22 protein-coding genes are annotated in these 23,921 nt (G+C 69.6%); 12 read left to right on the forward strand and 10 right to left on the reverse strand.

The window, feature by feature from the left end:
- Nucleotides 1-30: 30 nt before the first annotated feature.
- From ACWC2T_RS11740 to ACWC2T_RS11750, 3 genes are all read left to right on the forward strand, one after another.
- Nucleotides 31-540 carry a MarR family winged helix-turn-helix transcriptional regulator gene (locus tag ACWC2T_RS11740; RefSeq protein ID WP_351250160.1) on the forward strand — a complete coding sequence of 170 codons (510 nt, stop codon included), beginning with the start codon at nt 31-33 and terminating at the stop codon, nt 538-540.
- A gap of 103 nt (nt 541-643) precedes the next feature.
- Nucleotides 644-982, forward strand: a complete 339-nt coding sequence (locus tag ACWC2T_RS11745; protein WP_450670184.1) for a DUF3817 domain-containing protein — start codon at nt 644-646, stop codon at nt 980-982.
- A 78-nt stretch (nt 983-1,060) separates the two neighbouring features.
- Complete coding sequence (locus tag ACWC2T_RS11750; RefSeq protein ID WP_450670185.1) at nt 1,061-2,761, forward strand: acyl-CoA mutase large subunit family protein; 1,701 nt, start codon at nt 1,061-1,063, stop codon at nt 2,759-2,761.
- 54 nt (nt 2,762-2,815) lie between these two features.
- Here ACWC2T_RS11750 and ACWC2T_RS11755 read toward each other — a convergent pair whose 3' ends face one another.
- Nucleotides 2,816-3,511 carry a TetR/AcrR family transcriptional regulator gene (locus ACWC2T_RS11755; RefSeq protein WP_450670186.1) on the reverse strand — a complete coding sequence of 232 codons (696 nt, stop codon included), beginning with the start codon at nt 3,509-3,511 and terminating at the stop codon, nt 2,816-2,818.
- Nucleotides 3,512-3,722: 211 nt separating this feature from the next.
- On the opposite strand from ACWC2T_RS11755, the gene ACWC2T_RS11760 reads away from it, so the two are divergent.
- The 4 genes from ACWC2T_RS11760 to ACWC2T_RS11775 all read left to right on the forward strand — a co-directional run bounded on the left by ACWC2T_RS11760 (nt 3,723) and on the right by ACWC2T_RS11775 (nt 7,969).
- Complete coding sequence (locus tag ACWC2T_RS11760) at nt 3,723-4,691, forward strand: tetratricopeptide repeat protein (RefSeq protein WP_450670187.1); 969 nt, start codon at nt 3,723-3,725, stop codon at nt 4,689-4,691.
- A 623-nt stretch (nt 4,692-5,314) separates the two neighbouring features.
- Nucleotides 5,315-5,947, forward strand: coding sequence for a DUF6230 family protein (locus tag ACWC2T_RS11765; protein ID WP_450670188.1), 633 nt, complete (start codon nt 5,315-5,317; stop codon nt 5,945-5,947).
- A gap of 116 nt (nt 5,948-6,063) precedes the next feature.
- Nucleotides 6,064-6,618, forward strand: coding sequence for a DUF6114 domain-containing protein (locus tag ACWC2T_RS11770; protein WP_450670189.1), 555 nt, complete (start codon nt 6,064-6,066; stop codon nt 6,616-6,618).
- Nucleotides 6,608-7,969, forward strand: a complete 1,362-nt coding sequence (locus ACWC2T_RS11775) for a hypothetical protein (RefSeq protein WP_450670190.1) — start codon at nt 6,608-6,610, stop codon at nt 7,967-7,969. Before ACWC2T_RS11770 ends, ACWC2T_RS11775 begins: the two co-directional genes overlap by 11 nt.
- A 97-nt stretch (nt 7,970-8,066) precedes the next feature.
- Here ACWC2T_RS11775 and pyk read toward each other — a convergent pair whose 3' ends face one another.
- The 3 genes from pyk to pta all read right to left on the reverse strand — a co-directional run bounded on the left by pyk (nt 8,067) and on the right by pta (nt 12,892).
- Entirely contained in the window at nt 8,067-9,494 is a 1,428-nt protein-coding gene (gene pyk, locus ACWC2T_RS11780) for a pyruvate kinase (protein WP_450670191.1), read from the reverse strand.
- An 87-nt stretch (nt 9,495-9,581) separates the two neighbouring features.
- Nucleotides 9,582-10,790, reverse strand: coding sequence for an acetate kinase (locus ACWC2T_RS11785; protein WP_450670192.1), 1,209 nt, complete (start codon nt 10,788-10,790; stop codon nt 9,582-9,584).
- A gap of 26 nt (nt 10,791-10,816) precedes the next feature.
- Nucleotides 10,817-12,892, reverse strand: a complete 2,076-nt coding sequence (pta, locus tag ACWC2T_RS11790) for a phosphate acetyltransferase (protein WP_450670193.1) — start codon at nt 12,890-12,892, stop codon at nt 10,817-10,819.
- A gap of 217 nt (nt 12,893-13,109) precedes the next feature.
- Between pta and ACWC2T_RS11795 the strand changes: the two genes are divergently transcribed.
- Entirely contained in the window at nt 13,110-14,135 is a 1,026-nt protein-coding gene (locus ACWC2T_RS11795; protein WP_450670194.1) for an ATP-dependent 6-phosphofructokinase, read from the forward strand.
- A 36-nt stretch (nt 14,136-14,171) separates the two neighbouring features.
- Here ACWC2T_RS11795 and ACWC2T_RS11800 read toward each other — a convergent pair whose 3' ends face one another.
- The 6 genes from ACWC2T_RS11800 to ACWC2T_RS11825 form a co-directional block, all read right to left on the reverse strand.
- Nucleotides 14,172-14,861 (reverse strand): XRE family transcriptional regulator, encoded by a 690-nt coding sequence (locus tag ACWC2T_RS11800; protein ID WP_450670195.1) that lies wholly within the window; start codon nt 14,859-14,861, stop codon nt 14,172-14,174.
- Nucleotides 14,862-14,981: 120 nt separating this feature from the next.
- The gene (locus ACWC2T_RS11805; protein ID WP_450670196.1) at nt 14,982-15,809 is read right to left on the reverse strand and encodes a carbohydrate ABC transporter permease; all 828 of its coding nucleotides are present in this window, start codon (nt 15,807-15,809) and stop codon (nt 14,982-14,984) included.
- Nucleotides 15,809-16,672: a carbohydrate ABC transporter permease gene (locus ACWC2T_RS11810; protein ID WP_450670197.1), complete on the reverse strand. Its 864-nt coding sequence runs from the start codon at nt 16,670-16,672 to the stop codon at nt 15,809-15,811. Before ACWC2T_RS11810 ends, ACWC2T_RS11805 begins: the two co-directional genes overlap by 1 nt.
- On the reverse strand, nt 16,669-18,042 hold the full coding sequence (locus ACWC2T_RS11815) for an extracellular solute-binding protein (protein WP_450670198.1): 1,374 nt from the start codon (nt 18,040-18,042) through the stop codon (nt 16,669-16,671). The genes ACWC2T_RS11810 and ACWC2T_RS11815 overlap by 4 nt, the downstream gene beginning before the upstream one ends.
- A gap of 100 nt (nt 18,043-18,142) precedes the next feature.
- A complete protein-coding gene (locus ACWC2T_RS11820; RefSeq protein ID WP_351216152.1) occupies nt 18,143-18,835 on the reverse strand; it encodes a response regulator in 693 nt (230 codons plus the stop codon).
- Entirely contained in the window at nt 18,832-20,460 is a 1,629-nt protein-coding gene (locus tag ACWC2T_RS11825) for a sensor histidine kinase (RefSeq protein ID WP_450670199.1), read from the reverse strand. Before ACWC2T_RS11825 ends, ACWC2T_RS11820 begins: the two co-directional genes overlap by 4 nt.
- 155 nt (nt 20,461-20,615) lie before the next feature.
- Here ACWC2T_RS11825 and ACWC2T_RS11830 point away from each other — a divergent pair, with 155 nt between their 5' ends.
- The 4 genes from ACWC2T_RS11830 (at nt 20,616) to trxA (ending at nt 23,899) form a co-directional block, all read left to right on the forward strand.
- Nucleotides 20,616-21,995, forward strand: coding sequence for a cation:dicarboxylate symporter family transporter (locus tag ACWC2T_RS11830; protein WP_450670200.1), 1,380 nt, complete (start codon nt 20,616-20,618; stop codon nt 21,993-21,995).
- Between the two features lie 296 nt (nt 21,996-22,291).
- Nucleotides 22,292-23,056 carry a DUF2127 domain-containing protein gene (locus tag ACWC2T_RS11835; RefSeq protein ID WP_450670201.1) on the forward strand — a complete coding sequence of 255 codons (765 nt, stop codon included), beginning with the start codon at nt 22,292-22,294 and terminating at the stop codon, nt 23,054-23,056.
- An 85-nt stretch (nt 23,057-23,141) separates the two neighbouring features.
- Entirely contained in the window at nt 23,142-23,570 is a 429-nt protein-coding gene (locus tag ACWC2T_RS11840; protein WP_450670202.1) for a MerR family transcriptional regulator, read from the forward strand.
- Nucleotides 23,567-23,899, forward strand: a complete 333-nt coding sequence (gene trxA / locus ACWC2T_RS11845) for a thioredoxin (RefSeq protein ID WP_388767573.1) — start codon at nt 23,567-23,569, stop codon at nt 23,897-23,899. The genes ACWC2T_RS11840 and trxA overlap by 4 nt, the downstream gene beginning before the upstream one ends.
- Nucleotides 23,900-23,921 lie beyond the last annotated feature (22 nt).

Consider the following 23,921-nt stretch of genomic DNA (forward strand, 5'->3'; position numbering starts at 1 on the left):
GAATATGACCTGCCGGTAGGGTCTGATGACGTGCCGAAGCCACTCAGCCTCCCGTTCGACCCCATCGCCCGTGCCGACGAGCTCTGGAAGCAGCGCTGGGGAAACGTGCCGTCCATGGCCGCGATCACCTCGATCATGCGGGCCCAGCAGATCCTGCTCGCCGAGGTCGACGCGGTGGTCAAGCCGTACGGACTGACGTTCGCGCGGTACGAGGCACTGGTGCTGCTCACCTTCTCCAAGGCCGGTGAGCTGCCCATGTCCAAGATCGGTGAACGGTTGATGGTGCATCCCACCTCCGTGACGAACACCGTGGACCGGCTGGTGAGGTCGGGGCTGGTCGCCAAGCGGCCCAACCCCAACGACGGCCGCGGCACCCTCGCCGTGATCACCGACAAGGGCCGCGAGGTGGTCGACGCGGCCACCCGGGACCTGATGGCGATGGACTTCGGGCTCGGCGTGTACGACGCGGAGGAGTGCGCGGAGATCTTCGCGATGCTCCGCCCCCTGCGGATCGCGGCACACGATTTCGACGAGGACTGAGACCAGGGCCGCGGCGAGGGCCGAGCCGAGGGCAGGGCCGAGGGCTGAGCCGAGGACCGACCCCGGGCAAGATCTCCCGGAACGGGTGGTTACGCTCGACGGCATGAAACGAAGCGTGCTGACCCGCTACCGCGTCATGGCCTACACCACCGGTGTCCTGCTGGTGCTGCTGTGCCTGAGCATGATCGCGAAGTACGGGCTGGACATCAGCGGTGCCGCGGACTTCACCCGAGTCGTGGCCATCGCCCACGGCTGGCTGTACGTCGTCTACCTCGTCGTCGCCTTCGACCTGGGCTCCAAGGCGAAGATGCCGATCGGCAGGCAGCTGTGGGTGCTGCTCGCGGGGACGATTCCCACCGCCGCGTTCTTCGTCGAGCGCAGGATCAGCCGCGAGCTGCAGGCCAAGGTCGCCGACCCGGCCCCGGCCGTCGCCAAGGCGTAACGAAGCTCACCGCCGTACGGACACCGTACGGCGGTCAGCCATCGACATTTACTAGGACGTCCAAGTAAATTCGATGGTATGGACGCTCACGCCATCGAGGAGGGCCGCCGGCGCTGGCAGGCCCGCTACGACGCCGCGCGCAAGCGCGACGCAGACTTCACCACGCTCTCCGGTGACCCCGTGGAGCCGGTGTACGGGCCCCGACCGGGCGACACGTACGAGGGATTCGAGCGGATCGGCTGGCCCGGGGAGTACCCCTTCACGCGCGGGCTCCATCCGACCGGCTACCGCGGGCGTACCTGGACGATTCGCCAGTTCGCCGGGTTCGGCAATGCCGAGCAGACCAACGAGCGGTACAAGATGATCCTGGCCGCCGGCGGCGGCGGTCTGTCCGTGGCCTTCGACATGCCGACGCTGATGGGCCGTGACTCCGACGACCCCCGCTCGCTCGGAGAGGTCGGGCACTGCGGGGTCGCCATCGACTCGGCCGCCGACATGGAGGTCCTGTTCAAGGACATTCCGCTCGGTGATGTGACGACGTCGATGACCATCAGCGGCCCGGCCGTGCCGGTCTTCTGCATGTACCTGGTCGCCGCCGAGCGGCAGGGCGTGGACCCGTCGGTGCTCAACGGCACGCTCCAGACCGACATCTTCAAGGAGTACATCGCGCAGAAGGAGTGGCTCTTCCAGCCCGAGCCGCATCTGCGTCTGATCGGCGACCTCATGGAGTACTGCGCCGCCGGTATTCCCGCCTACAAGCCGCTGTCCGTGTCCGGCTACCACATCCGTGAGGCGGGCGCGACGGCCGCGCAGGAGCTCGCGTACACGTTGGCGGACGGCTTCGGGTACGTCGAACTGGGGCTCAGCCGTGGCCTGGACGTGGACGTCTTCGCGCCCGGCCTGTCCTTCTTCTTCGACGCGCACGTCGACTTCTTCGAGGAGATCGCCAAGTTCCGTGCGGCGCGGCGTATTTGGGCCCGGTGGATGCGGGACGTGTACGGCGCGCGGAGCGAGAAGGCGCAGTGGCTGCGGTTCCACACGCAGACGGCCGGTGTGTCGCTGACGGCCCAGCAGCCGTACAACAACGTCGTCCGTACGGCCGTGGAGGCGCTGGCGGCGGTCCTCGGCGGGACGAACTCGCTGCACACCAACGCGCTCGACGAGACCCTCGCGCTGCCGAGTGAGCAGGCCGCGGAGATCGCGCTGCGTACCCAGCAGGTGCTGATGGAGGAGACCGGGGTCGCCAACGTGGCGGATCCGCTGGGCGGTTCCTGGTACGTCGAGCAGCTGACGGACCGGATAGAGGCCGACGCGGAGAAGATCTTCGAGCAGATCAAGGAGCGGGGCCTCAGGGCCCACCCGGACGGGCGGCACCCGATCGGGCCGGTCACCTCCGGGATCCTGCGCGGGATCGAGGACGGCTGGTTCACCGGGGAGATCGCCGAGTCCGCGTTCCGGTACCAGCAGGCGCTGGAGAAGGGCGACAAGAAGGTCGTCGGCGTCAATGTGCACACCGGGTCGGTGACCGGGGATCTGGAGATCCTGCGGGTGAGCCATGAGGTGGAGCGGGAGCAGGTCCGCATTCTGGGTGAGCGGAAGGCCGCGCGCGACGAATCCGCCGTGCGCTCCGCGCTGGACGCGATGCTGAGTGCTGCCCGGGACGGGTCGAACATGATCGAGCCGATGCTGGACGCGGTGCGGGCCGAGGCGACGCTGGGCGAGATCTGTGGGGTGCTGCGGGACGAGTGGGGCGTCTATACGGAGCCCGCCGGTTTCTAGGCGCCGTTGCCCCGTGTGGGCGTACCAGGGGGCTCCGCCCCCTGGACCCCCGGCCTATGCCCACCCACCACCCGACTCGGTCGGCTGGAAAGGCGCCGTATCAGGGTCAAGGCTCGGGGGCTGTGAGGCGGTCGGCCCGCTTGACGTCAGGCCCAGGAGCAGGACCCGTGTGAACTCCCGTACCCACTCCTCGTCCGCCGGTTTGCCGCTCACCAGGGTGCGGTGGACCACCGCGCCCGCCACCATGTCGAAGATGAGGTCGACCGTGCGGGCGGCTTCCTCCGGGCCGGGCTCGGGCGGGAGCTCGCCACGCGCCTGAGCCCGTGCCCGGCCCGCCAGAACCAGCCGCTTCTGGCGGTCCACGACCGATGCGCGGATGCGCTCGCGCAGGGCGTCGTCGCGGGTGGACTCGGCGACCACCGCCATCAGGCCACTCTTGGCCTCCGGGCGGGCCAGGATGGCCGCGAACTGCAGGACCACGCCCTCGATGTCGGCGGCCAGGCTGCCGCGGTCGGGGAGCTCCAGCTCGTCGAAGAGCTCGGCCACCGCGTCGCACACCAGCTCGGGCTTGCCCGCCCAGCGGCGGTACAGCGTCGTCTTCGCAACCCCGGCCCGCGTCGCCACGTCCCCCAGGGTGAGCTTGGACCAGCCGAGTTCCACCAGCGCCTGCCGGGTCGCGGCCAGGATCGCGGTGTCCGCGGCGGCGCTGCGCGGGCGCCCGGTACGGCTGGCGGGAGTGCGGCTCTGCATCCCTTGACCATAACCGGCGGGATCTGTGCGGTCGTGAGGGAGATCACCGGCGCGTGGTGTCGCGCGGGGTCCGCTTGGCATTACGCTACGAGTCGTAGCGAAAGCTCGTGAGGGACGTACACGGGCGGCTTCCACGAGGCGTGGGGTGGGGACCCGGCGCCCGCGCACGACACTTTTTCATTCCGACGCGGTAACGGGGGAGGATAGACGCATGCAGCCACGGAACATGTCCATGAGCGGCGTCGTCGACCTCGCCGCGGTGAAGGCGGCCCAGGAGGCCAAGGCCAAGGCCGAGCAGACGCGCGCCGAGGCCGCCCGGCAGGGCGGTACGGGGGCCGTCGCCCCGGCCGATCTCGTCATCGACGTCGATGAGGCGGGCTTCGAGAGGGACGTCCTCCAGCGGTCCGCCGAGGTGCCGGTCGTCATCGACTTCTGGGCCGAGTGGTGTCAGCCCTGCAAGCAGCTGAGCCCGGTCCTGGAGCGGCTGGCGGTCGAGTACGACGGGCGCATCCTCCTCGCCAAGATCGACGTCGACGCCAACCAGATGCTGATGCAGCAGTTCGGGGTGCAGGGCATCCCGGCCGTGTTCGCCGTTGTGGCCGGACAGGCGCTGCCGCTGTTCCAGGGGGCGGCCGGCGAGCAGCAGATCCGCGAGACGCTGGACCAGCTGGTGCAGGTCGCCGAGCAGCGGTTCGGCATCACCGGCCTGACGGTCGACCCGGACGCGCAGCCGGGCGCCGCGCCCGCGCCGGAGCAGGCGGGCCCGTACGACGCGACGCTGAACGCCGCCGCGGAGGCCCTCGACGCCGGTGACCTCGGCGGTGCCATCCGGGCCTACCAGAACGTGCTGGCCGACGATCCGGCCCACCCCGAGGCCAAACTGGGCCTGGCGCAGGCGGAGCTGCTGCAGCGGGTGCAGGGCTTCGACCCGCAGAAGGTCCGTCAGGAGGCCGCGGAGAAGCCGAAGGACGTCGACGCGCAGATCGCCGCCGCCGATCTGGACCTGGTGGGCGGACACGTCGAGGACGCCTTCGGGCGGCTGATCGAGACCGTGCAGCGTACGGTGGGTGACGACCGGGACACCGTGCGGCGTCGGCTGCTCGAACTGTTCGAGGTCGTGGGCCCCGAGGACCCGCGGGTGGTGGGCGCGCGGAGGGCCCTCGCGCGCGCCCTGTTCTGACCAGTCGCTAAACGCCACGGCTTGTGATGCCGGGGTGAAAGGTTTGCCGACGAGTCGTCACGGTGGCGGTGCTTTACCAAATCTTGGTAATCGCACCGGCTGTTACTCGGAGTAAGTCGAAGCCGTTGATCTGTCTGATTTTGTCCAGGGATCAACGGCTTTGCTCTGCCCTCGAATGCCACCGAGCGTCGCACTCCGAGACCGGTCGGTCGTCCTCCGGTTATCCGCCCGTTACTAGCCAGTAACGAACCCCCTTGTGCCCGGGCCGAGAATGCACCACGATCGGCGACGCTCGGTCCATTCCCGCACCCCGGCAGCCGGTCGGGTCACGGGAGCATCTGGGTCCCCACCGAGCAGAGCCGGCGGCAGTGGCGCCGGCTCTAGGGCAGGGGGGTCTTCGCCCAACAGCGAAGCCTGTCCAGCAAGGTTGTGCGTGATGCGTGTCAGGCGCGACCAGTGGTTGTCGCTCGGGGGTGATCGCCGGTGATTCGGGCGCGGTTCGCGCCGCCGAGCGCGGGCGCTCTCCTTTCCGAGGACGTAGCACTTCTCCCATCCCTGCCTGGTTGAGCCGCCGACCGGTGGCGAGTCCGGGCCAGGAGATGTACGTCCGAGAAGGAGGAAATATGGAGTCCCAGGTGCGTGGCGGGACCAGATGGAAGCGGTTCGCTGTGGTCATGGTGCCCAGCGTGGCCGCCACGGCGTGCATAGGTGTCGCCCTCGCGCAGGGCGCTCTCGCCGCGTCGTTCAGTGTGTCGGGTCAGTCGTTCAAGGTGACGGCGGACAAACTGGTCGGGCAGGGCTTCGAGCAGTACGGCGCGATCGACAGCGGGTACACGCTCGACGGGCAGAAGACGGCGCACCCGGTTGCGGTCTCGGCCTTCAAGTCGGCCACGATCAACAACATGTGCCAGTCCGTCGTCACGCCGAACATCCCGCTGTTCGGCTCGGTGAGCCTGGTCCTGAAGGCGGGCGCCGACAAGCCGGTCGAGGCTGACAACCTCTACATCGACGTCGCCGACCTCAACGCCGACGCCACCTTCAACAACATCGACATCGGTGTGGCCGGCAAGGACGCCAGCAAGGGTCCCGGCATGAAGGGCGGCAGCGAGCAGGCCAACCCGTACGGGTTCGCGCAGCAGGCCGACTCGGCCACGCTGACCGACGTGAAGCAGACGGCCTGGGCGACCACGGCCGGAACCTTCAAGCTCAGCGGCCTGCACATGTCGCTGCAGACGGGTACGCACGAGTGCTACTGAGCACTCGGTGACGGGCGGGGGAGCCGACGGCGCCCCCGCCCGTGCCACTCCGGCCGCGTTTTCACGCGCGGCACACATCACCACCACAGCAACGCCGCACCAGGGAGCTGTTTTCCATGAGCGCCGAGACCTCTGCCGCCGCGCCCGGCCAGTTCACCCGCCGGAGGCTGCAGTTCCGCGCCTGGCGGGGCACGCGTCCGTTCTGGGCCGGACTGTTCGTCATGCTCGGCGGCTTTCCGATCATGTACTTCCCGTACGCCCATCTCCAGATCGGCCATCTCACGCTGGCGATGGCGACCACCGCGGGAGCCGGGTCCCTGATCATCGGTGTGCTGCTGATCGTCCTGGGCATCAGCCTCTGGTTCCAGAAGCACGTGCGCACCTTCGCGGGCGTCGCGGCGATCCTGCTCGCGCTGGTGTCCATCCCCGTGTCCAACTTCGGTGGCTTCGTCCTGGGCTTCCTCTTCGCCCTCATCGGCGGAGCGATGGCCGTGGCGTGGGCGCCGGGCGCGCCTGAGCAGCCGCAGCCGCCGGCCGAGGCGGCTCCGCAAGAGGGCGGTGCCCCGCAGGGCGCACCGCTGCCGGACCAGTTCACGGACACGCTGGAGAAGAACGACCTGTCAGGAACGAGCCCGGCCAACGGGGCGAACGGGAGGCACAGTGCCGGCTGACGAGGTGACCCGCGGGGCCGATGTGGACGGGTCCCGCGCGAGAACCGGGCCCCGACACGCGGCCCCCAGGAAGCCGCTGTTCACCAGGTTCCACATGCCGGCCGGCAAGGCCATCGCCTCCGTGGCGATGCCGACGGCGGTGCTGATGGGCATGGGCTTCACGTCCTCGCTGGCCCTCGCGGCCGGCAACGGCGGCAGCCCCTCCCCGTCGCCCACGGCCAAGAGCCTGACGGCGGACGAGTACAAGAACTGTGTGAACGCGCTGAAGAGCTCCAAGGACGCGTCCTCGTCGCCGTCGCCGTCCGCCTCGAAGAGCGCCGACACGGCCACGCCGTCGCCCTCGGCGAGCGCCGGCACCTCCAAGGACAGCCAGTCCGGTGGCACGGGCACGGCCTCTTCGCCGGATTCAGGTTCCGGCGACAAGGCCACGCCCACGCCGACCGCGACCTCCGGCTCCAACTCGGGCTCCGGATCGGCGGGTTCGTCCTCGGGGTCCGGCGGTGCCACGGCCACGCCCAGCCCGTCCGCGTCCAAGAGCGGCGGCGGTCTGCTGGGCAGCATCGGTGACACGCTCGGTGGCCTCCTCGGCGGCGGCAGCTCGGACTCCGGCGGCTCCTCCGCGAGCCCGACGCCGTCCGCGACCCCGTCGGCGAGCGCGTCCCCGGACGCCTCGTCCACGTCGGGTACGTCGTCGGCCGCCAAGGCCACCGGCGCCGTGGGCGACACCGTCTCCAAGGCCACCAAGACGGTCGGGGACACGGTGAAGAAGACCACCGACACGGTCTCCAAGACGGCCGGGACCGCCACCCAGGCGGTGAAGGACGCGGCCGGGTCGGTCACGCCGAGCCCGTCGGCGAGCTCCTCCGCCTCGGCGCAGGACTGCCCGGCGGCCACGACCGACCAGGGCGGCGTCGACAACAAGGTGCCGGTGGCGGACGACCCCTGGTACCTCAGCGCCAGCTCGCTGCTGCTCAAGGGCGCCGACTACCAGGGCATCGTGGAGGTGAAGACGGCGTCCGGCACCACGAAGAAGGTGCTGAAGTACGTCATCTCCGACGGCACGGACATCGGCGACCTGCACCAGACGGTGAAGGACAAGCTCTCGGGCAAGACCTACCACGTGCAGGCGGCGGGCGGATCGACGTCCACCATCCGGGGCGGCGCCACCACGATGTACACGGAGAGCATCTCGGGCAACCTCTTCGGTCTGATCCCGATGACGTTCACGCCCGACAGCCCGCCCCCGCTGAACCTCCCGCTGATCTACTTCACCAACGTGAAGGTGGTCCAGGCGGCCCAGTTCGGCGGCAACCTCCACGTGCCCGGCATGCACGTGTACACGACCGACTGACCGGTCCTGCAAGCCCGTTCGGGAGCCGCACACAGCTGAGGGCGCCCCCTGCTCCAGGGGGCGCCCTCAGCGCCGTACAAGGCCCTTGCGGGGCCCGTCAGTTGTTCTGCGTGCTCAGGTGGTGGACGCGGAGCATGTTGGTGGTGCCGGGGACGCCGGGGGGCGAGCCGGCCGTGATGATGACCGTGTCGCCCGCGTCGAAGCGGCCCAGCCGGGCGACCTCCTGGTCCACCAGGTCGACCATCTCGTCCGTGGTGTTCACGAACGGCACGACGTGCGGCTCCACGCCCCAGCTCAGGGTGAGCTGGTTGCGGGTGTTCTCGTCCGTGGTGAAGGCAATGATCGGCTGGACCGCGCGGTAGCGGGACAGGCGGCGCGCGGTGTCACCGGACTGGGTGAAGGCGATCAGGCCCCGGCCGCCGAGGAAGTCGGCGATCTCGCAGGCCGCGCGGGCCACCGAACCGCCCTGGGTGCGCGGCTTCTTGCCCGGCACCAGCGGCTGCAGGCCCTTGGAGAGCAGCTCCTGCTCGGCCGCCTGGACGATCTTCGACATGGTCTTGACCGTCTCGACCGGGTACGCGCCCACGCTGGACTCGGCCGACAGCATGACCGCGTCCGCGCCGTCCAGGATCGCGTTGGCCACGTCGGAGGCCTCGGCGCGGGTCGGGCGGGAGTTGGTGATCATCGACTCCATCATCTGGGTCGCCACGATCACCGGCTTGGCGTTGCGCCGGCACAGCTCGATCAGGCGCTTCTGCACCATGGGGACCTTCTCGAGCGGGTACTCGACGGCGAGGTCACCGCGGGCGACCATCACACCGTCGAACGCCATCACGACGTCCTCCATGTTCTCCACCGCCTGCGGCTTCTCCACCTTGGCGATGACCGGGACCCGGCGGCCCTCCTCGTCCATGACGCGGTGCACGTCCTGGACGTCCTTGGCGTCCCGGACGAAGGACAGCGCGACCAGGTCGCAGCCCATGCGGAGGGCGAAGCGCAGGTCCTCGACGTCCTTCTCGCTCAGCGCGGGCACGTTGACGGCCGCGCCGGGCAGGTTGATGCCCTTGTGGTCGGAGACGACACCGCCCTCGATGACGATCGTCTTCACCCGGGGGCCCTCGACGTCCAGGACCTTCAGCTCGACGTTGCCGTCGTTGATCAGGACCTGGTCGCCGCGCGCGACGTCGCCCGGCAGCCCCTTGTACGTCGTACCGCAGATGCTCTTGTCGCCCGGGACGTCCTCGGTCGTGATGACGAACTCGTCACCGCGCTCGAGCTCGACCGGACCCTCGGCGAAGGTCTCCAGGCGGATCTTCGGGCCCTGCAGGTCGGCGAGGACGCCGATGGGCCGGCCGGTCTCCTTGGACGCGGCCCGGACGCGGTCGTACCGCGCCTGGTGCTCGGCGTGGGAGCCGTGACTGAAGTTGAACCGGGCCACGTTCATGCCCGCCTCGATCATGGCGACGAGCATCTCGTGGGAGTCGACCGCGGGGCCGAGAGTACAGACGATTTTCGAACGGCGCATGGGGCGATCCTATCGGTTTGTTTCGCTACGGAATATTCCGTCTGGCGGAAGATACAAATGAGTGCCGCACCGCTCAGGTGCTGCTATTCAGTTGTTCTTTCCGACCAGTGCGTAGGTCTGGGTCGCGATCTCCAGTTCTTCATCCGTCGGCACCACGGCGACGGCGACACGCGCATCCTTCGGCGAGATCAGCCTGGCCTCGTCCGCTCGTACCGCGTTCAGTTCCGGGTCGACCGCCAGGCCAAGGCTCTCCAGGCCCGCGATCGCCGCCCCGCGCACGGGCGCCGCGTTCTCGCCGACCCCGGCCGTGAACGCGACCGCGTCCACCTTCCCGAGCACGGCGTAATAGGCGCCGATGTACTTCTTGAGCCGGTGAATGTAAATGTCGAACGCGAGAGCGGCCGCTTCGTCACCCTCGTCGATCCTGCGGCGGATCTCCCGCATGTCGTTGTCCCCGCACAGACCGAACAGACCGCTCCTCTTGTTGAGAAGAGTGTCGATCTCGTCCATGGACATATCCCCAACCCGGGCCAAATGGAAGATGACGGCCGGATCCACATCACCGGAGCGCGTACCCATCACCAGCCCCTCCAAGGGCGTGAGCCCCATGGAGGTGTCCACGCACCGGCCCCGCTCCACCGCGGACGCCGACGCGCCGTTGCCCAGGTGCAGCACGATGACGTTGACCTCGGCCGGGTCCTTGCCCAGCAGCCGCGCGGTCTGGCGGGAGACGTACGCGTGCGAGGTGCCGTGGAAGCCGTAGCGGCGGATGCGGTGCCGGTCGGCGATCTTCGGGTCGATCGCGTAGCGCGCCGCCGACTCCGGCATCGTCGTGTGGAACGCGGTGTCGAAGACGGCGACCTGGGGCAGGTCGGGGCGCAGCGCCTGCGCGGTGCGGATGCCCGTCAGGTTGGCCGGGTTGTGCAGCGGGGCAACCGGGATCAGCCGCTCGATCTCGGCGAGCACCTCGTCGTCGATGACCGTGGGCTCGGTGAAGAACATGCCGCCGTGCACCACCCGGTGCCCGATCGCGGCCAGTTCCGGCGAGTCCAGGCCCAGGCCGTCCCGGCTCAGCTCCTCGGCGACGGCCTTGAGGGCGGCGTCGTGGTCGGCGATCGGCCCGGTGTGCTCGCGGGTGTCGCCGGTGGTGAGGCAGGTGTGCCTGAGCCGGGAGGTCTGCTCGCCGATGCGCTCCACCAGCCCGACGGCGAGCCGGCCGGCGTCACGCATGTCGAGGAGCTGGTACTTCACCGACGAGGAGCCGGAGTTGAGGACGAGGACACGGGTCGCGGTCACGGTGTTCGAAAGCTCTCTGTGGGACGTCAGCTGGCGGGTGTCTGGGCCTGGATCGCCGTGATGGCGACGGTGTTCACGATGTCCTGGACGAGCGCGCCCCGGGACAGGTCGTTGACCGGCTTGCGCAGGCCCTGCAGGACCGGTCCGACGGCGATCGCGCCGGCCGAGCGCTGCACGGCCTTGTAGGTGTTGTTGCCGGTGTTGAGGTCGGGGAAGATCAGCACACTGGCCTGCCCGGCCACCTCGGAGCCGGGCAGCTTGGTCGCGGCGACGGACGGCTCCACGGCCGCGTCGTACTGGATCGGCCCCTCGATCTTCAGGTCCGGCCGGCGGGAGCGGGCGAGCTCGGTGGCCTTGCGCACCTTCTCGACGTCGGCGCCCGAGCCGGAGGTACCCGTGGAGTACGACAGCATCGCGATCCTGGGCTCCACGCCGAACTGCGCGGCCGTACCGGCGGACTGGACGGCGATGTCCGCGAGCGCCTGCGCGTCCGGGTCGGGGTTGACCGCGCAGTCGCCGTAGACCAGCACCTTGTCGGCCAGGCACATGAAGAAGACGGACGAGACGATCGACGACTCCGGCCTGGTCTTGATGATCTCGAAGGCGGGCCGGATGGTGGCCGCCGTGGAGTGCACGGACCCCGACACCATGCCGTCGGCCAGGCCCTCCTGGACCATCAGGGTGCCGAAGTAGTTGACGTCCGAGACGACGTCGTAGGCCAGCTCGACGGTCACGCCCTTGTGGGCCCGCAGCTGGGCGTACTTCTCGGCGAAGGCGTCGCGCAGCTCGCTGGTGGCCGGGTCGATCAGCTGGGTGCCGCCGAGGTCGATGCCGAGGTCGGCGGCCTTCTTGCGGATCTGGTCCGCCGGCCCGAGCAGGGTCAGGTCGCACACGCCCCGGCGCAGCAGCACCTCGGCCGCGTGCAGCACCCGCTCCTCGGTGCCCTCCGGCAGCACGACCCGCCGCTTGTCGGAGCGGGCCTGCTCCAGCAGCTTGTGCTCGAACATCATCGGGGTGACCCGGTCGCTGCTGGGGGCGCTCACGCGCGCGGCCAGCTCGGCGGTGTCGGCGTACCGCTCGAACAGGCCGAGCGCCCGCTCCGCCTTGCGCGGGGTGGCCGCGTTCAGCTTGCCCTCCAGCGAGAACAGCCGCTCGGCGGTCGGGAAGCTGTTGCCGGTCACGGAGAGCACCGGGGTGCCCGGGGCGAGGCGGGCGGCGAGGGTGAGGATCTCCTCGCTCGGCACCTCGTTCAGGGTGAGCAGGACGCCGGCTATCGGCGGGGTGCCGGCGCTGTGCGCGGCCAGCGAACCGACCACCAGGTCGGCGCGGTCGCCCGGGGTCACCACCAGGCAGCCGGGGGTCAGGGCGCCGAGGAGGTTGGGCAGCATCGCGCCGCCGAAGACGAAGTCCAGCGCGTCCCGGGCGAGCCCGGAGTCGTCGCCGAGCAGCACCTTGGCGTCGAGGGCGTGGGCGATCTGGGAGACGGTCGGCGCGGACAGCGCGGGCTCGTCGGGGACGACGTAGCAGGGCACCGGCAGCCGGGTGGCGAGCCGCCCGGCGATCTCGTCGCGGTCCTCGCGGGCCACCCGGTTGGTGACCATGGCGAGCACGTCGCAGCCCAGGCCGTCGTACGCCCGGTAGGCATTGCGGGTCTCGGCGAGCACCGACTCGGTGGTCTGCCGGCGGCCGCCGACCACCGGGATCACGGAGGCGCCGAACTCGTTGGCGAGGCGGGCGTTCAGGGACAGCTCGTCCGGCAGCTGGGTGTCGGCGAAGTCGGTGCCGAGGACGAGGACGACGTCGTAGTCGCGCGCCACCAGGTGGAAGCGGTCGACCAGCGCGGAGACCAGCTCGTCGGTGCCCTGCTCGGCCTGCAGCGCGGACGCCTCGTGGTAGTCCATGCCGTAGACCGTCGCCGGATCCTGCGAGAGGCGGTACCGCGCGCGCAGCAGCTCGAAGAGCCGGTCCGGGCCGTCGTGCACGAGCGGACGGAACACGCCCACCCGGTCGACCTGCCGGGTCAGGAGCTCCATGACCCCCAGCTCCACGACCTGGCGGCCGTCACCGCGGTCGATCCCGGTCACGTACACGCTGCGCGTCACGTGTGCACTCCGATCCGTCTCATCTGCCCGACTCCGTCATGTCCGGGTCTACGTCATCTCTGGGTCGCAAAAATCGCCCACCGAGGTGAGCGGAACCCTCTTGACAATACCCCTGGCTCCGGATAAGGCGCCCGTCAAGTGGCTCGGTGCCCCGGCGGACGTGAAACAATCGACACTGGCTCACCGGCATACGACAGCGAGCAGGAGACACAGCACGATGCGCATCGGAGTTCTCACCGCAGGCGGCGACTGCCCCGGCCTGAACGCCGTGATCCGGTCGGTCGTGCACCGGGCGGTTGCGCAGTACGGCGACGAGGTCATCGGTTTCGAGGACGGCTACCGGGGTCTGCTCGACCGGCACTACCGCAGCCTCGACCTGGACGCGGTCAGCGGCATCCTGGCCCGCGGCGGCACCATCCTCGGCTCCTCCCGGCTGCAGCGCGACCGGCTGCGCGAGGCCTGCGAGGGCGCCGCCGACATGGTCGAGGAGTTCGGCATCGACGCGCTGATCCCGATCGGCGGCGAGGGCACGCTGACCGCGGCCCGCATGCTCTCCGACGCAGGGCTCCCGGTCGTCGGCGTCCCCAAGACCATCGACAACGACATCTCCTCCACCGACCGCACCTTCGGCTTCGACACGGCCGTCGGCGTCGCCACCGAGGCGATGGACCGCCTGAAGACCACCGCCGAGTCCCACCAGCGCGTGATGGTCGTCGAGGTCATGGGCCGGCACGCCGGCTGGATCGCCCTGGAGTCCGGCATGGCCGCCGGCGCCCACGGCATCTGCCTGCCCGAGCGCCCCTTCGACCCCGCCGACCTGGTCAAGATGGTCGAGGAGCGCTTCTCCCGCGGCAAGAAGTTCGCCGTCATCTGCGTCGCCGAGGGCGCCCACCCCGCCGAGGGCACCATGGACTACGGCAAGGGCGAGATCGACCAGTACGGCCACGAGCGCTTCCAGGGCATCGGCACCGCGCTGGCGTACGAGCTGGAGCGGCGCCTGGGCACGGAGGCCAAGCCGGTCATCCTCGGCCACGTCCAGCGCGGCGGCGTCCCCACCGCCTACGACCGCGTCCTCGCCACCCGCTTCGGCTGGCACGCCGTCGAGGCCGCACACCGCGGCGAGTTCGGCAGGATGACCGCGCTGCGCGGCACCGACATCGTGATGGTCCCGCTCGCGGAGGCGGTCACCGAACTGAAGACGGTGCCGAAGGACCGCATGGACGAGGCGGAGTCGGTCTTCTAGAGGGACCTGTCGTCTGCCAGGCGGAATCCGCGGATTCTAGGCGGACCTGTCCTCCACGCCCTCCCAGAAGTTCTCCACGATCCGGTCGAGGAACTCCCGGCCGGACTCGCTGGCGCTCCTGCTGCCGCCGCCCCAGCTCAGGGTGGCGGCCATGTGTCCCTGGTAGTCGTCGTAGAGCTGCTGCAGCACCTCTTCGAGGACCTTCGTGTCCAGCGGCGCCAGCTTGCGCACCGGACGCACATAGGCCTGCCAGCGGGTGGTCACCGCGCTGTGCAGCAGGTCGGCGAGCTTCGCCTCGCGGCCGGTGACGGCGACGAAGTCGGGCAGTGCGAGGTCCAGTACCTGGGCGAGCGCGGCCGACTGGCGTTCGTTGCCCCGCCACTGCCCGCTGTCCTCCATGCGCAGATAGCTGCGCAGGTCCATGTCGACGGCGCGGGCGACGTCCTCGGGTGCGACGGCGCGCGCGATGCGGTGCTCGCGCAGGGTCTGCGGCCGGCCGAGCAGTTCGCCCGGAGAACACCACAGCACGCCGGCCAGCGCGGTGAGTTCCGGGTGGCTGGGAGCGGCGGAGCCGCGTTCCCAGGCGACCACCAGATCGGGTGTGACATACGGCAGCCCGTACGAGGCCCGCATGCCGTAGGCGACGTGCTCGGGGCCCATGCCGAGCGCGGCGCGCAGCCGGCGGGCCGCCGGGGCGTTGAAGGGGGGAGCTGAGGGTTGGCGCACCTCGCACAAGCTAGGGGGGCCTGTGACCGGATGGCTACGGTCTGTTCGGACAGGATCACGGATTGTCGGAACGTACAGTTCCGGCCGTTCGGTATGTAACGGACGGACCACCCTTACGGCTCATCCCTTGACCGCGCCGCCGAGTGCGAAACCGCCGCCCAGGCGCCGGGCGACCAGGACGTACAGAAGGATCACCGGCGTCGAGTAGATGACGGAGAACGCGGCGAGCTGGCCGTACGCCACCATGCCCCGGTTGCCGAAGAAGTCGTTGATGCTGACCGAGGCCGGCATCTGGTCCGGGGTGAGCAGCAGCATGAACGGGACGAAGAAGTTCCCCCACATCATCACGAACGAGAACACCGTGACGACGGCGAGCCCCGGCCCCATCAGTGGCAGCACGATCCGGACCAGGGACTGCAGTGCGGACGCCCCGTCGGTCCAGGCCGCCTCCTCCAGCTCCTTCGGCACGCCGTCCATGAAGTTTTTCATCAGCCAGATGGCGAAAGGGAGTTGGGAGGCGGCGAAGAACAGGATCGTGCCCTGCAGGGTGTCGATCAGGTTCACCCGCACGAACAGCGCGTACACCGGCACCATGATCGCGGTGATCGGCAGGCTCGTCGCGAACAGGATCGACAGCAGGAACGGCCGGTTGAGACGGGAGCGGAACCGGGAGAGCGGATACGCGGCGAGGGCGGCGCAGGCGACGGTCAGCGCGGTGGCGCCGCCGCACAGGATCAGGCTGTTCAGTAGCGGGGTGTAGGTGATGTCCGGGGTCAGGATCGCGTCGAAGTTGCCGAAGGTGAACCCGTCCGGGATTCTCACTCGCAGGTCCGCGTGGGGATCCATGGAGGACAGCACCACCCAGGCGAGGGGCAGCGCGAAGGCGACGGCCACCAGCAGGAGCGACACGTCGGCGGCGAACCGCCGGGACGCGCGCTTGAGGGACATCACACCTCCGTCCGCAGCAGCCGCAGATAGACGACCGAGAAGAGAGACCCGACGAGCAGCAGGAGCAGGGCGACCGCGGTGCCGTACCCGATCATGCTGTTCTGGAAGGCCTGTTCGTACATGAACAGCGGCAGGGTCTGGCTCCTGTTGCCGGGACCGCCGCGGGTCATCACCCAGATAAGCCCGAAGACGGAGAGCGTCTGCAGGGTGTTGAGCATCAGGTTGGTGCCGATGGAGCGCCGGATCATCGGCAGGGTGATGTGCCACATCCGCCGCCATCCGCCGGCCCCGTCCACCTCGGCGGCCTCCGTGATCTCGGCGGGTATGTCGTCCAGCGCGGCGGAGTAGACGAGCATCGAGAACGCCGTGCCGCGCCAGACGTTGGCGAAGGACACGGCGAGGATGGGCAGCGTGAACAGCCAGTTCTGGCGCGGCAGATGGAGCCAGTCCAGGATGGCGTTCAAGGTCCCCTCCCGCCGGAAGAAGGCGTACAGCAGGAACCCGGCGACCACCTCCGGCAGCACCCAGGCCGTGACCACGACCCCGCCGGTGAGCGTGCGCACCGGTTTCGACGCCCGCTTCATGAGCGCGGCCAGGGCGAGCCCGAGGGTGTTCTGCCCGACGAGCGAGGACAGCACGGTGAAGACGAGGGTCAGCCAGACGGCGTTCAGGAACGCGCTGTCCTTCAAAGCCCGGCGAAAGTTGTCGAACCCGACGAAGGAGGCGTGCGCCTGACCGGTCAACTGCAGGTCGGTGAAGGAGATGTAGACGCAGTAGGCGATGGGCCCGGCGAGGAAGAGCAGGATCAGGACGACGGCGGGGGCGAGGGGGAGGGCCCGGCTGAACCGGCGTCGGGGGTTCACCTTACGACCACTTGGCCGCCGGTGACGTCCTTGAGGGAGGAGTCGTAGGTGGTCGCGGCCTTCTCCGCGGACGTGTCACCGGTCGTGACGCTCTCCATCGCCTCCTGGATGGCCGTCGACACCTGCGGGTACGCGGGATAGGCGGGCCGGTAGTGGGTCGTGGCGACGAGATCGGTGAAGAACCTGATGCCGGGCTGGGCGGTGGCGTACGAGGGATCGGCGGCGACGTCCTTGCGCACCGAGATCCCCGAGTTGGCGATGTACCACTTCTTGGCGTTCGCCTCGGTCTGCATCGTCCTGATGAAGTCGAAGGCGAGGTCGGGGTTGCCGGCCTTGGCCGGGATGGCCCAGGTCCAGCCGCCGGACATGCTCACCTTGCCGGGCGCCTGACCGTGCTGGGTGGGCATGTATGCCAGCCCCAACTGCCGGGACCAGTCGGGCCATGCACGCCCGCTGCCCGGGAGCCAGGTCTGCGGCAGCCAGGAGCCGTCCAGGTCGATGCCGAGCTTGCCCTGGGGGAGCAGCTCGCCCATGACGGTGGTGGCGAAGTTGGGATCGAGGGCGTCGGAGACGTCGGGGCCGAGCTTCTCCTTGTAGACGGTCTCGACGAACCTCAGCGAGTCGGTGAATCCCCGGCTCCCGGCGATCCACTTCTTGCTGCCGCTGTCGTACAGCGGATCGGTCCTGCCGTCGCCCGTGCCGTAGAGCAGCATCTCCATGGTCTGCATGGTGGATCGCTCGCCCGCCGGTTTGCCGGTGTAGACGTTGAGCGGGGTGACGCCGGGGACCTTCTGCTTGATGGTGCGGGCGGCGGCGAGGATGTCGTCCCAGTTCCTCGGCTGCCAGTTCAGCGGCAGCCCGGCCTGCTTGAAGATCCGCTTGTCGAACCACAGCCCGCGGGTGTCGGTGCCGTCCGGAACGCCGTACGTCTTCCCGTCCTGCCCCTTCGCGGCCGCCTTCGCGGTGTCGATGAACTGGCCCCAGTCGGGCCACTTGGCGAGATACGGGTCGAGTGGCTTCAAGTACCCGCTGGTGATGTCGGAGTTGATGAGGAAGGTGTCCTCGTAGACGAGGTCCGGCGCGGTCCTCGGCGACCGCAGCATCTGCTGCAGCTTGGTGTAGTAGTCGGCGTCCGGGGCCTTGATGGGCACGAACTCGACCTTCTTGCCGGGGTACTTCTTCTCGAACTCCTTCTTGATCCCGGCGAGATAGGTGTCCATCACCTTCACGGAGTTGTCCATGGACTGCTTGTAGGACACCTTGAGCGTGTTCGGATCACTCCCGGATCCGTTGCCGCAGGCGGTGAGGGTCGCGGCGGCGAGAGCGGCGGTGAGGAGGGCGGAGAGGGCGGCGGTGGGGCGCACGGGCATGACCTCCTGAGGGCGCACTTCTACGTGGCCAGGTGGTTGCCGTGTGAAGGTAAGAGGAGTGGTCTAGTCAGGTCAATGCGTGTGCGCGGGATTGGGTGCCTCACCGCCCCTGCGGCACCCACCGGTACACCAACTCCGGCCTCCCCACCTGCCCGTACAGCGGACTCCGACCGGCCCGGCCCGCCTCCACCAGGTGCTCCAGATACCGCCGGGCCGTGATCCGTGAGATGCCCACCGCCTCGGCCACCCCGGCCGCGGTCAGCCCCTCGGAAGCCTCGCGCAGTGCCCCCGTCACCCGCTCCAGCGTCGGGCCGCTCAACCCCTTCGGCAGTGCCGCGGGCGACGGCGCGCGCAGGGCGGCCAGGGCGCGGTCGACCTCGTCCTGGCCGCTCGCCTCGCCCGCGGCCCCGCGGAACTCGGCGTACCGGACGAGCCGGTCCCTCAGCGTCGCGAAGGTGAAGGGCTTCAGGACGTACTGGACGACGCCCAGGGAGACGCCCTCGCGGACCACGGCCAGGTCCCGGGCCGACGTCACCGCTATCACGTCCGCGTGGTGGCCGGCCGCGCGCAGGGAGCGGGCCAGCTGCAGCCCGTGCACATCGGGCAGATGCAGGTCCAGGAGGAGCAGGTCCACGGGCGTGCGGTCGAGGAAGCGCCGCGCCTCGGCGCCGGTGTGCGCCTTGCCGACCGCGACGAATCCCGGCACCCGGCCGACGTACATCACATGGGCGTCGGCGGCCACCGGGTCGTCCTCGACGACCAGGACCCGGATGGGCTGCTGCTCGTTCGTCATCTGCTGCCACCCGTGGGTGCAGACAGCGGCAACCGTACCTCGAACACCGCTCCGCCCTCGCCGTCCTCGTCGGACTCCGCCACCGTCAACGTGCCCTCGTGGCGGGTCACCGCCTGCCGGACCAGGGCCAGCCCGAGGCCCCGTCCGCCGGGACCGGCCGGCTTCGTCGAGAACCCCCGCTGGAATACCAGGTCGGCATGGGCCGGGTCGACCCCCGGGCCCGTGTCGGTCACCCGCAGGACCACCTCGGTGTCCGAGGCGTACGCCGTGACCGTCACCCGGGCCCGGACGCTGCCCTGCGCCGCGTCCACCGCGTTGTCGATCAGGTTGCCGAGGATCGTGACCAGGTCGCGGGCGGAGAGGTCGTCGGGGAGCAGGCCGTCGTCCAGGCGGCTGTCGGGGGACACCACCAGTTCCACGCCCCGCTCGTTGGCCTGGGCCGTCTTGCCGAGCAGCAGGGCCGCGAGCACCGGTTCACTCACCGCCGCGACCACCTGGTCGGTCAGCGCCTGGGCCAGCTCCAGTTCCGCCGTGGCGAACTCCACCGCCTCCTCGGCCCGGCCCAGCTCGATCAGCGACACCACCGTGTGCAGGCGGTTGGCGGCCTCGTGCGCCTGCGAGCGCAGCGCCTGGGTGAAGCCCCGCTCCGAGTCCAACTCGCCCATCAGGGACTGGAGTTCGGTCACATCGCGGAGCGTGACCACCGTGCCGCGGCGCTCTCCGCCGGACACCGGGGAGGTGTTCACCACCAGCACCCTCGACGCCGTCAGGTGCACCTCGTCCACCCGGGGCTCGGAGGACAGCAGCGCGCCGGTCAGCGGGGCCGGCAGGCCCAGGTCCGCCACCGACCGGCCGATCGTGTCGTCCTCCGGTCCGACGCCGAGCAGCTCGCGCCCGCCGTCGTTGATCAGCGCCACCCTGTACTGCCCGTCCAGCATCAGCAGCCCCTCGCGCACCGCGTGCAGCGCCGCCTGGTGGTAGTCGTGCATCCGGCTGAGCTCGGTGGCGTTCATGCCGTGGGTGTGGCGGCGCAGGCGGGCGTTGACGACATAGGTGCCGACCGCGCCGAGCAGCAGGGTGGCGCCGGCGACGCCGAGCAGGGCCGCGACCTGGCCCTGGACCCGGGCGCTGATCGCCTCGACCTTGATGCCGGCGCTGACCAGGCCGATGACGCGGCCGTTGTCCTCGACGGGGGTGACCGCGCGGACGGAGGGGCCGAGGGTGCCGGTGTAGGTCTCGGTGAAGGTGTGGCCGTGCACAGCCGGGTCGATACGACCGAGGAAGCGTTTGCCGATCTGGGTCCGGTCGGGGTGGGTCCAGCGGATGCCCTCCGGGTTCATGATCGTGACGAAGTCGACGTCCGCGTCCCGCATGACCTGCAGGGCGTACGGCTCCAGGGCCGTCGTGGGGCGGGGGGTGTGGATCGCCGAGCGGACCGAGGGGGCGTCCGCGATGGAGCGGGCCACCGCGGTGACCTGACGGACCGCCGCGTCCTCGGCCTGCCGCCGGTCGCTGACGTAGGTGAACAGCGCGTACCCGGCCACGACCACCGCTATCAGCACGGCCTGCATGGCGAACAGCTGGCCGGCCAGGCTGCGGGGGCGGGGGAGGGACGGAAAGCGCATGTCAGCAGTGTGCCTCTCGGGTTAAGCATGAACTAAATGAACGGAAGGGTGACCGCCCTCACAGCTCGGGAGATAGTCACGGCATTCCCCAAACAACGCCCGGACGTGAGCCGCACGCCGGTTGTTCGCCGACGAAGACGTCAAGGAGGGCAGTCGTGGCCGCCAGCACCCCCGTTACGGCACCTGCCGCACCCCGCACGAAGCGGGACCGGACCCATTACCTGTACATCGCCGTCATCGCGGCGGTCGTGCTCGGCATCGCCGTGGGGCTGATCTGGCCCGACGCCGCCGTCCAGCTGAAACCGCTCGGTACCGGCTTTGTGAACCTGATCAAGATGATGATCTCGCCGATCATCTTCTGCACGATCGTGCTCGGGATCGGGTCCGTACGGAAGGCCGCCAAGGTCGGCGCCGTCGGCGGGATCGCCCTCGGCTACTTCCTCGTGATGTCGCTCGTCGCACTCGCCATCGGGCTCGTCGTCGGCAATGTGCTGCACCCCGGTGACGGGCTGCACCTGACCAACGCCCTCAAGGCGACCGGGCACGCCCAGGTGTCCACCGACGCACTGCCGCCCGTCGACTTCGTGCTGTCGATCATCCCGACGTCGTTCGTCTCCGCCTTCACCGGGGGCCAGGTCCTGCAGACGCTGCTGGTGGCCCTGCTCGCCGGGTTCGCACTGCAGGCCATGGGCTCGGCCGGGCAGCCGGTGCTGCGCGGCATCGAGCACATCCAGCGGCTCGTCTTCCGCATCCTGTCGATGGTCATGTGGGCCGCGCCGGTCGGCGCCTTCGGTGCGATCGCGGCCGTCACCGGTTCGGCCGGGCTGGACGCGCTGAAGAGCCTCGCCGTGCTGATGCTCGGCTTCTACGTCACCTGTGTCCTGTTCGTCTTCGTGGTGCTCGGCGCGATCCTCCGCGTCGTCGCGGGCCTGAACGTCTTCTCCCTGTTCAAGTACCTGGGCCGGGAGTTCCTGCTGATCCTGTCCACCTCCTCCTCCGAGTCCGCGCTGCCGCGGCTGATCGCGAAGATGGAGCACCTGGGCGTCAGCAAGCCGGTCGTCGGTATCACCGTGCCGACCGGTTACTCCTTCAACCTCGACGGCACGATGATCTACATGACCATGGCGTCGCTGTACATCGCGGACGCCCTGGGTACGCCGATGTCCGTCGGCGAGCAGATCCCGCTGCTGCTCTTCCTGCTGCTGGCGTCCAAGGGTGCGGCGGGCGTCAGCGGTGCGGGTCTCGCCACGCTGGCCGGTGGTCTGCAGTCGCACAAGCCCGCGCTGGTGGACGGGGTCGGGCTGATCGTCGGCATCGACCGGTTCATGAGCGAGGCCCGTGCGCTGACGAACTTCGCGGGCAACGCGGTCGCCACGGTGCTGGTGGGCACGTGGACGAGGGAGATCGACAAGGAGCGGGTGCGGCGGGTTCTCGCCGGTGAGCTGCCGTTCGACGAGACCACGTTGATGGATGAGAGCCGTGAGACGGTGGCCGACGTTCCCGAGCCTCGCGAGGGGGAGCTGGCCAAGGCCTGATCCGAGCAAGCCCGGCCAGAAAACCTCCAACCGGCTGAAGCGGACCTACGACCAGATCGCAAGCCTCCGCGCGACAGCCAAGCGCAGGGCGAGTGACTGGCAGCACCAGACCACCACCCACCTCGCCCGCACCTACGGCGTGATCGTGGTGGAAAAAAAGGAACTGCTGGACAGCTCGGTCGGCTGAACGTTTCCCGCCTCCATCCGCTAACGTGCCGCTCCGGACCGACCGGAACGGCACGTTCGTGTGTGGCGTCGATACATATGAATCAGTACGGGTTTGGAGGCACGGGGGAATGAAGATCGACTGGGACCGGCGGACCTGCGCGCGCAAGGGCCACGTGACCTACGCGCCGGACGACCCCCGGCTGCGGATCCGGCTGCACGCCGAGACCGCGCTCGGGGACGCGTGGCGCTGCCTGCGCTGCGGTGACTTCGTGCTCGGCGAGCCGCACGGCGCCGGCCCGGCCGGGGACGCCCCGCTGGTGCCCCGCGGAAAGGTCCTGCGCGACCTGTTCATCCTGCGCTTCCTGGCGGTCGAGCGGGCCGTGCGCGGGGTGTTCATCGTGCTGGTCGCGGTCGCGGTGTGGAAGTTCAGCAACAGCCAGGACGCGGTCCGCCGCCTCTTCAACCAGAACCTGGATGTCTTCCGCCCGGTGTTCAAGCACTTCCACTACGACCTCGACCACTCACCGGTCGTCGGCTCCATCCAGAAGGCGTTCGGCTACAAGCACAGCACTCTCCTCCTGGTCGCCGCGCTCCTCCTGGCCTACGCCCTGATCGAACTGGTCGAGGCGGTCGGCCTCTGGTACGCCAAGCGCTGGGCGGAGTACCTGACCGTCGTCGCCACCGCCGCCTTCCTCCCGCTGGAGATCTACGAGCTCACCGAGAAGGTCAGCTACCTGAAGATCGTCACGCTGGTCCTCAACATCCTCGCGGTCCTCTACATCGCCCTGGCCAAACGCCTGTTCGGCCTGCGCGGCGGCCGCCGCAAGTTCGAGGAGGAACGCCACAGCGCCTCCCTGATGGAGGTGGAGGAGTCGGCGGGCGTGACCGTCTGACGGCCGTCGAGGATCTCGACGAACTCTGCTGCTGAGCGAACGACCGCTTGCCTTGCCGCCGACGTCAACCCCTACGGTCGTGGGCATGCGAATCGGCGAGCTGGCCGCACGGGCCGGGACCACCACCCGCACCCTGCGGTACTACGAGGCACGCGGACTGCTGCCGGCGCGGCGCGACGGCAACGGGCACCGCCGTTACGACGAGGGCGACCTGCGGCTGCTGGAGCAGATCCGCACCCTGCAGGACGTCGGCTTCGGGCTGGAGGAGACGCGGCCCTTCGTGGAGTGCCTGCGTGCCGGGCACCCGGAGGGCGACTCCTGCCCGGCCTCGCTCCAGGTCTACCGGCGCAAGCTGGACGAGCTGGACGCGCTCATCGGGCAGCTGCAGTCCGTACGGGAGACGGTCGCCGGGCAGCTGCGGCGGGCCGAACTGGCCCGTGACGCGCTGGCCGCCGAGGCGCTGGTTCCGGGTGGTCCGGAGCCCGTGTGCGAGCTGGGAGGGCTTTCGCGATGAGCTTGGTGAGCGGACTGGACGAGGTGACGGACGCCGATTTCCGCACGGCGGTGATCGGCTCCGACCTTCCGGTGCTGGTGCAGTTCACGGCCGACTGGTGCGGTCCGTGCCGGCAGCTCGCGCCGGTGCTGAAGGACATCGCCTTCGAGGAGGGCGACCGGCTGAAGATCGTGCAGCTGGACGTGGACCGCAATCCGGAGACGACCCTCGCCTACGGGGTGCTGTCCACGCCGACCCTGATGGTCTTCCGGGACGGTGAGCCGGTGCGGTCGATGGTGGGGGCGCGGCCCAGGCGGCGCCTGATGGAAGAGCTGGCCGACGTGCTGTAAAGCGCCGCACAGCACGGCCGGC

It is taken from the genome of Streptomyces sp. NPDC001393 (genome assembly GCF_053597455.1).

Excerpts from the sequence above, each read along its gene's own strand:
- ACWC2T_RS11820 (WP_351216152.1), bottom strand. The coding sequence starts at position 18,835 with ATGACGAACGAGCAGCAGCCCATCCGGGTCCTGGTCGTCGAGGACGAC.
- ACWC2T_RS11795 (WP_450670194.1), top strand. The coding sequence starts at position 13,110 with ATGCGCATCGGAGTTCTCACCGCAGGCGGCGACTGCCCCGGCCTGAAC.
- ACWC2T_RS11840 (WP_450670202.1), top strand. The coding sequence starts at position 23,142 with ATGCGAATCGGCGAGCTGGCCGCACGGGCCGGGACCACCACCCGCACC.
- ACWC2T_RS11835 (WP_450670201.1), top strand. The coding sequence starts at position 22,292 with ATGAAGATCGACTGGGACCGGCGGACCTGCGCGCGCAAGGGCCACGTG.
- ACWC2T_RS11765 (WP_450670188.1), top strand. The coding sequence starts at position 5,315 with ATGGAGTCCCAGGTGCGTGGCGGGACCAGATGGAAGCGGTTCGCTGTG.
- ACWC2T_RS11755 (WP_450670186.1), bottom strand. The coding sequence starts at position 3,511 with ATGCAGAGCCGCACTCCCGCCAGCCGTACCGGGCGCCCGCGCAGCGCC.
- ACWC2T_RS11760 (WP_450670187.1), top strand. The coding sequence starts at position 3,723 with ATGCAGCCACGGAACATGTCCATGAGCGGCGTCGTCGACCTCGCCGCG.
- pyk (WP_450670191.1), bottom strand. The coding sequence starts at position 9,494 with ATGCGCCGTTCGAAAATCGTCTGTACTCTCGGCCCCGCGGTCGACTCC.
- ACWC2T_RS11770 (WP_450670189.1), top strand. The coding sequence starts at position 6,064 with ATGAGCGCCGAGACCTCTGCCGCCGCGCCCGGCCAGTTCACCCGCCGG.
- ACWC2T_RS11815 (WP_450670198.1), bottom strand. The coding sequence starts at position 18,042 with ATGCCCGTGCGCCCCACCGCCGCCCTCTCCGCCCTCCTCACCGCCGCT.
- ACWC2T_RS11750 (WP_450670185.1), top strand. The coding sequence starts at position 1,061 with ATGGACGCTCACGCCATCGAGGAGGGCCGCCGGCGCTGGCAGGCCCGC.
- ACWC2T_RS11825 (WP_450670199.1), bottom strand. The coding sequence starts at position 20,460 with ATGCGCTTTCCGTCCCTCCCCCGCCCCCGCAGCCTGGCCGGCCAGCTG.
- ACWC2T_RS11745 (WP_450670184.1), top strand. The coding sequence starts at position 644 with ATGAAACGAAGCGTGCTGACCCGCTACCGCGTCATGGCCTACACCACC.
- trxA (WP_388767573.1), top strand. The coding sequence starts at position 23,567 with ATGAGCTTGGTGAGCGGACTGGACGAGGTGACGGACGCCGATTTCCGC.
- ACWC2T_RS11805 (WP_450670196.1), bottom strand. The coding sequence starts at position 15,809 with ATGTCCCTCAAGCGCGCGTCCCGGCGGTTCGCCGCCGACGTGTCGCTC.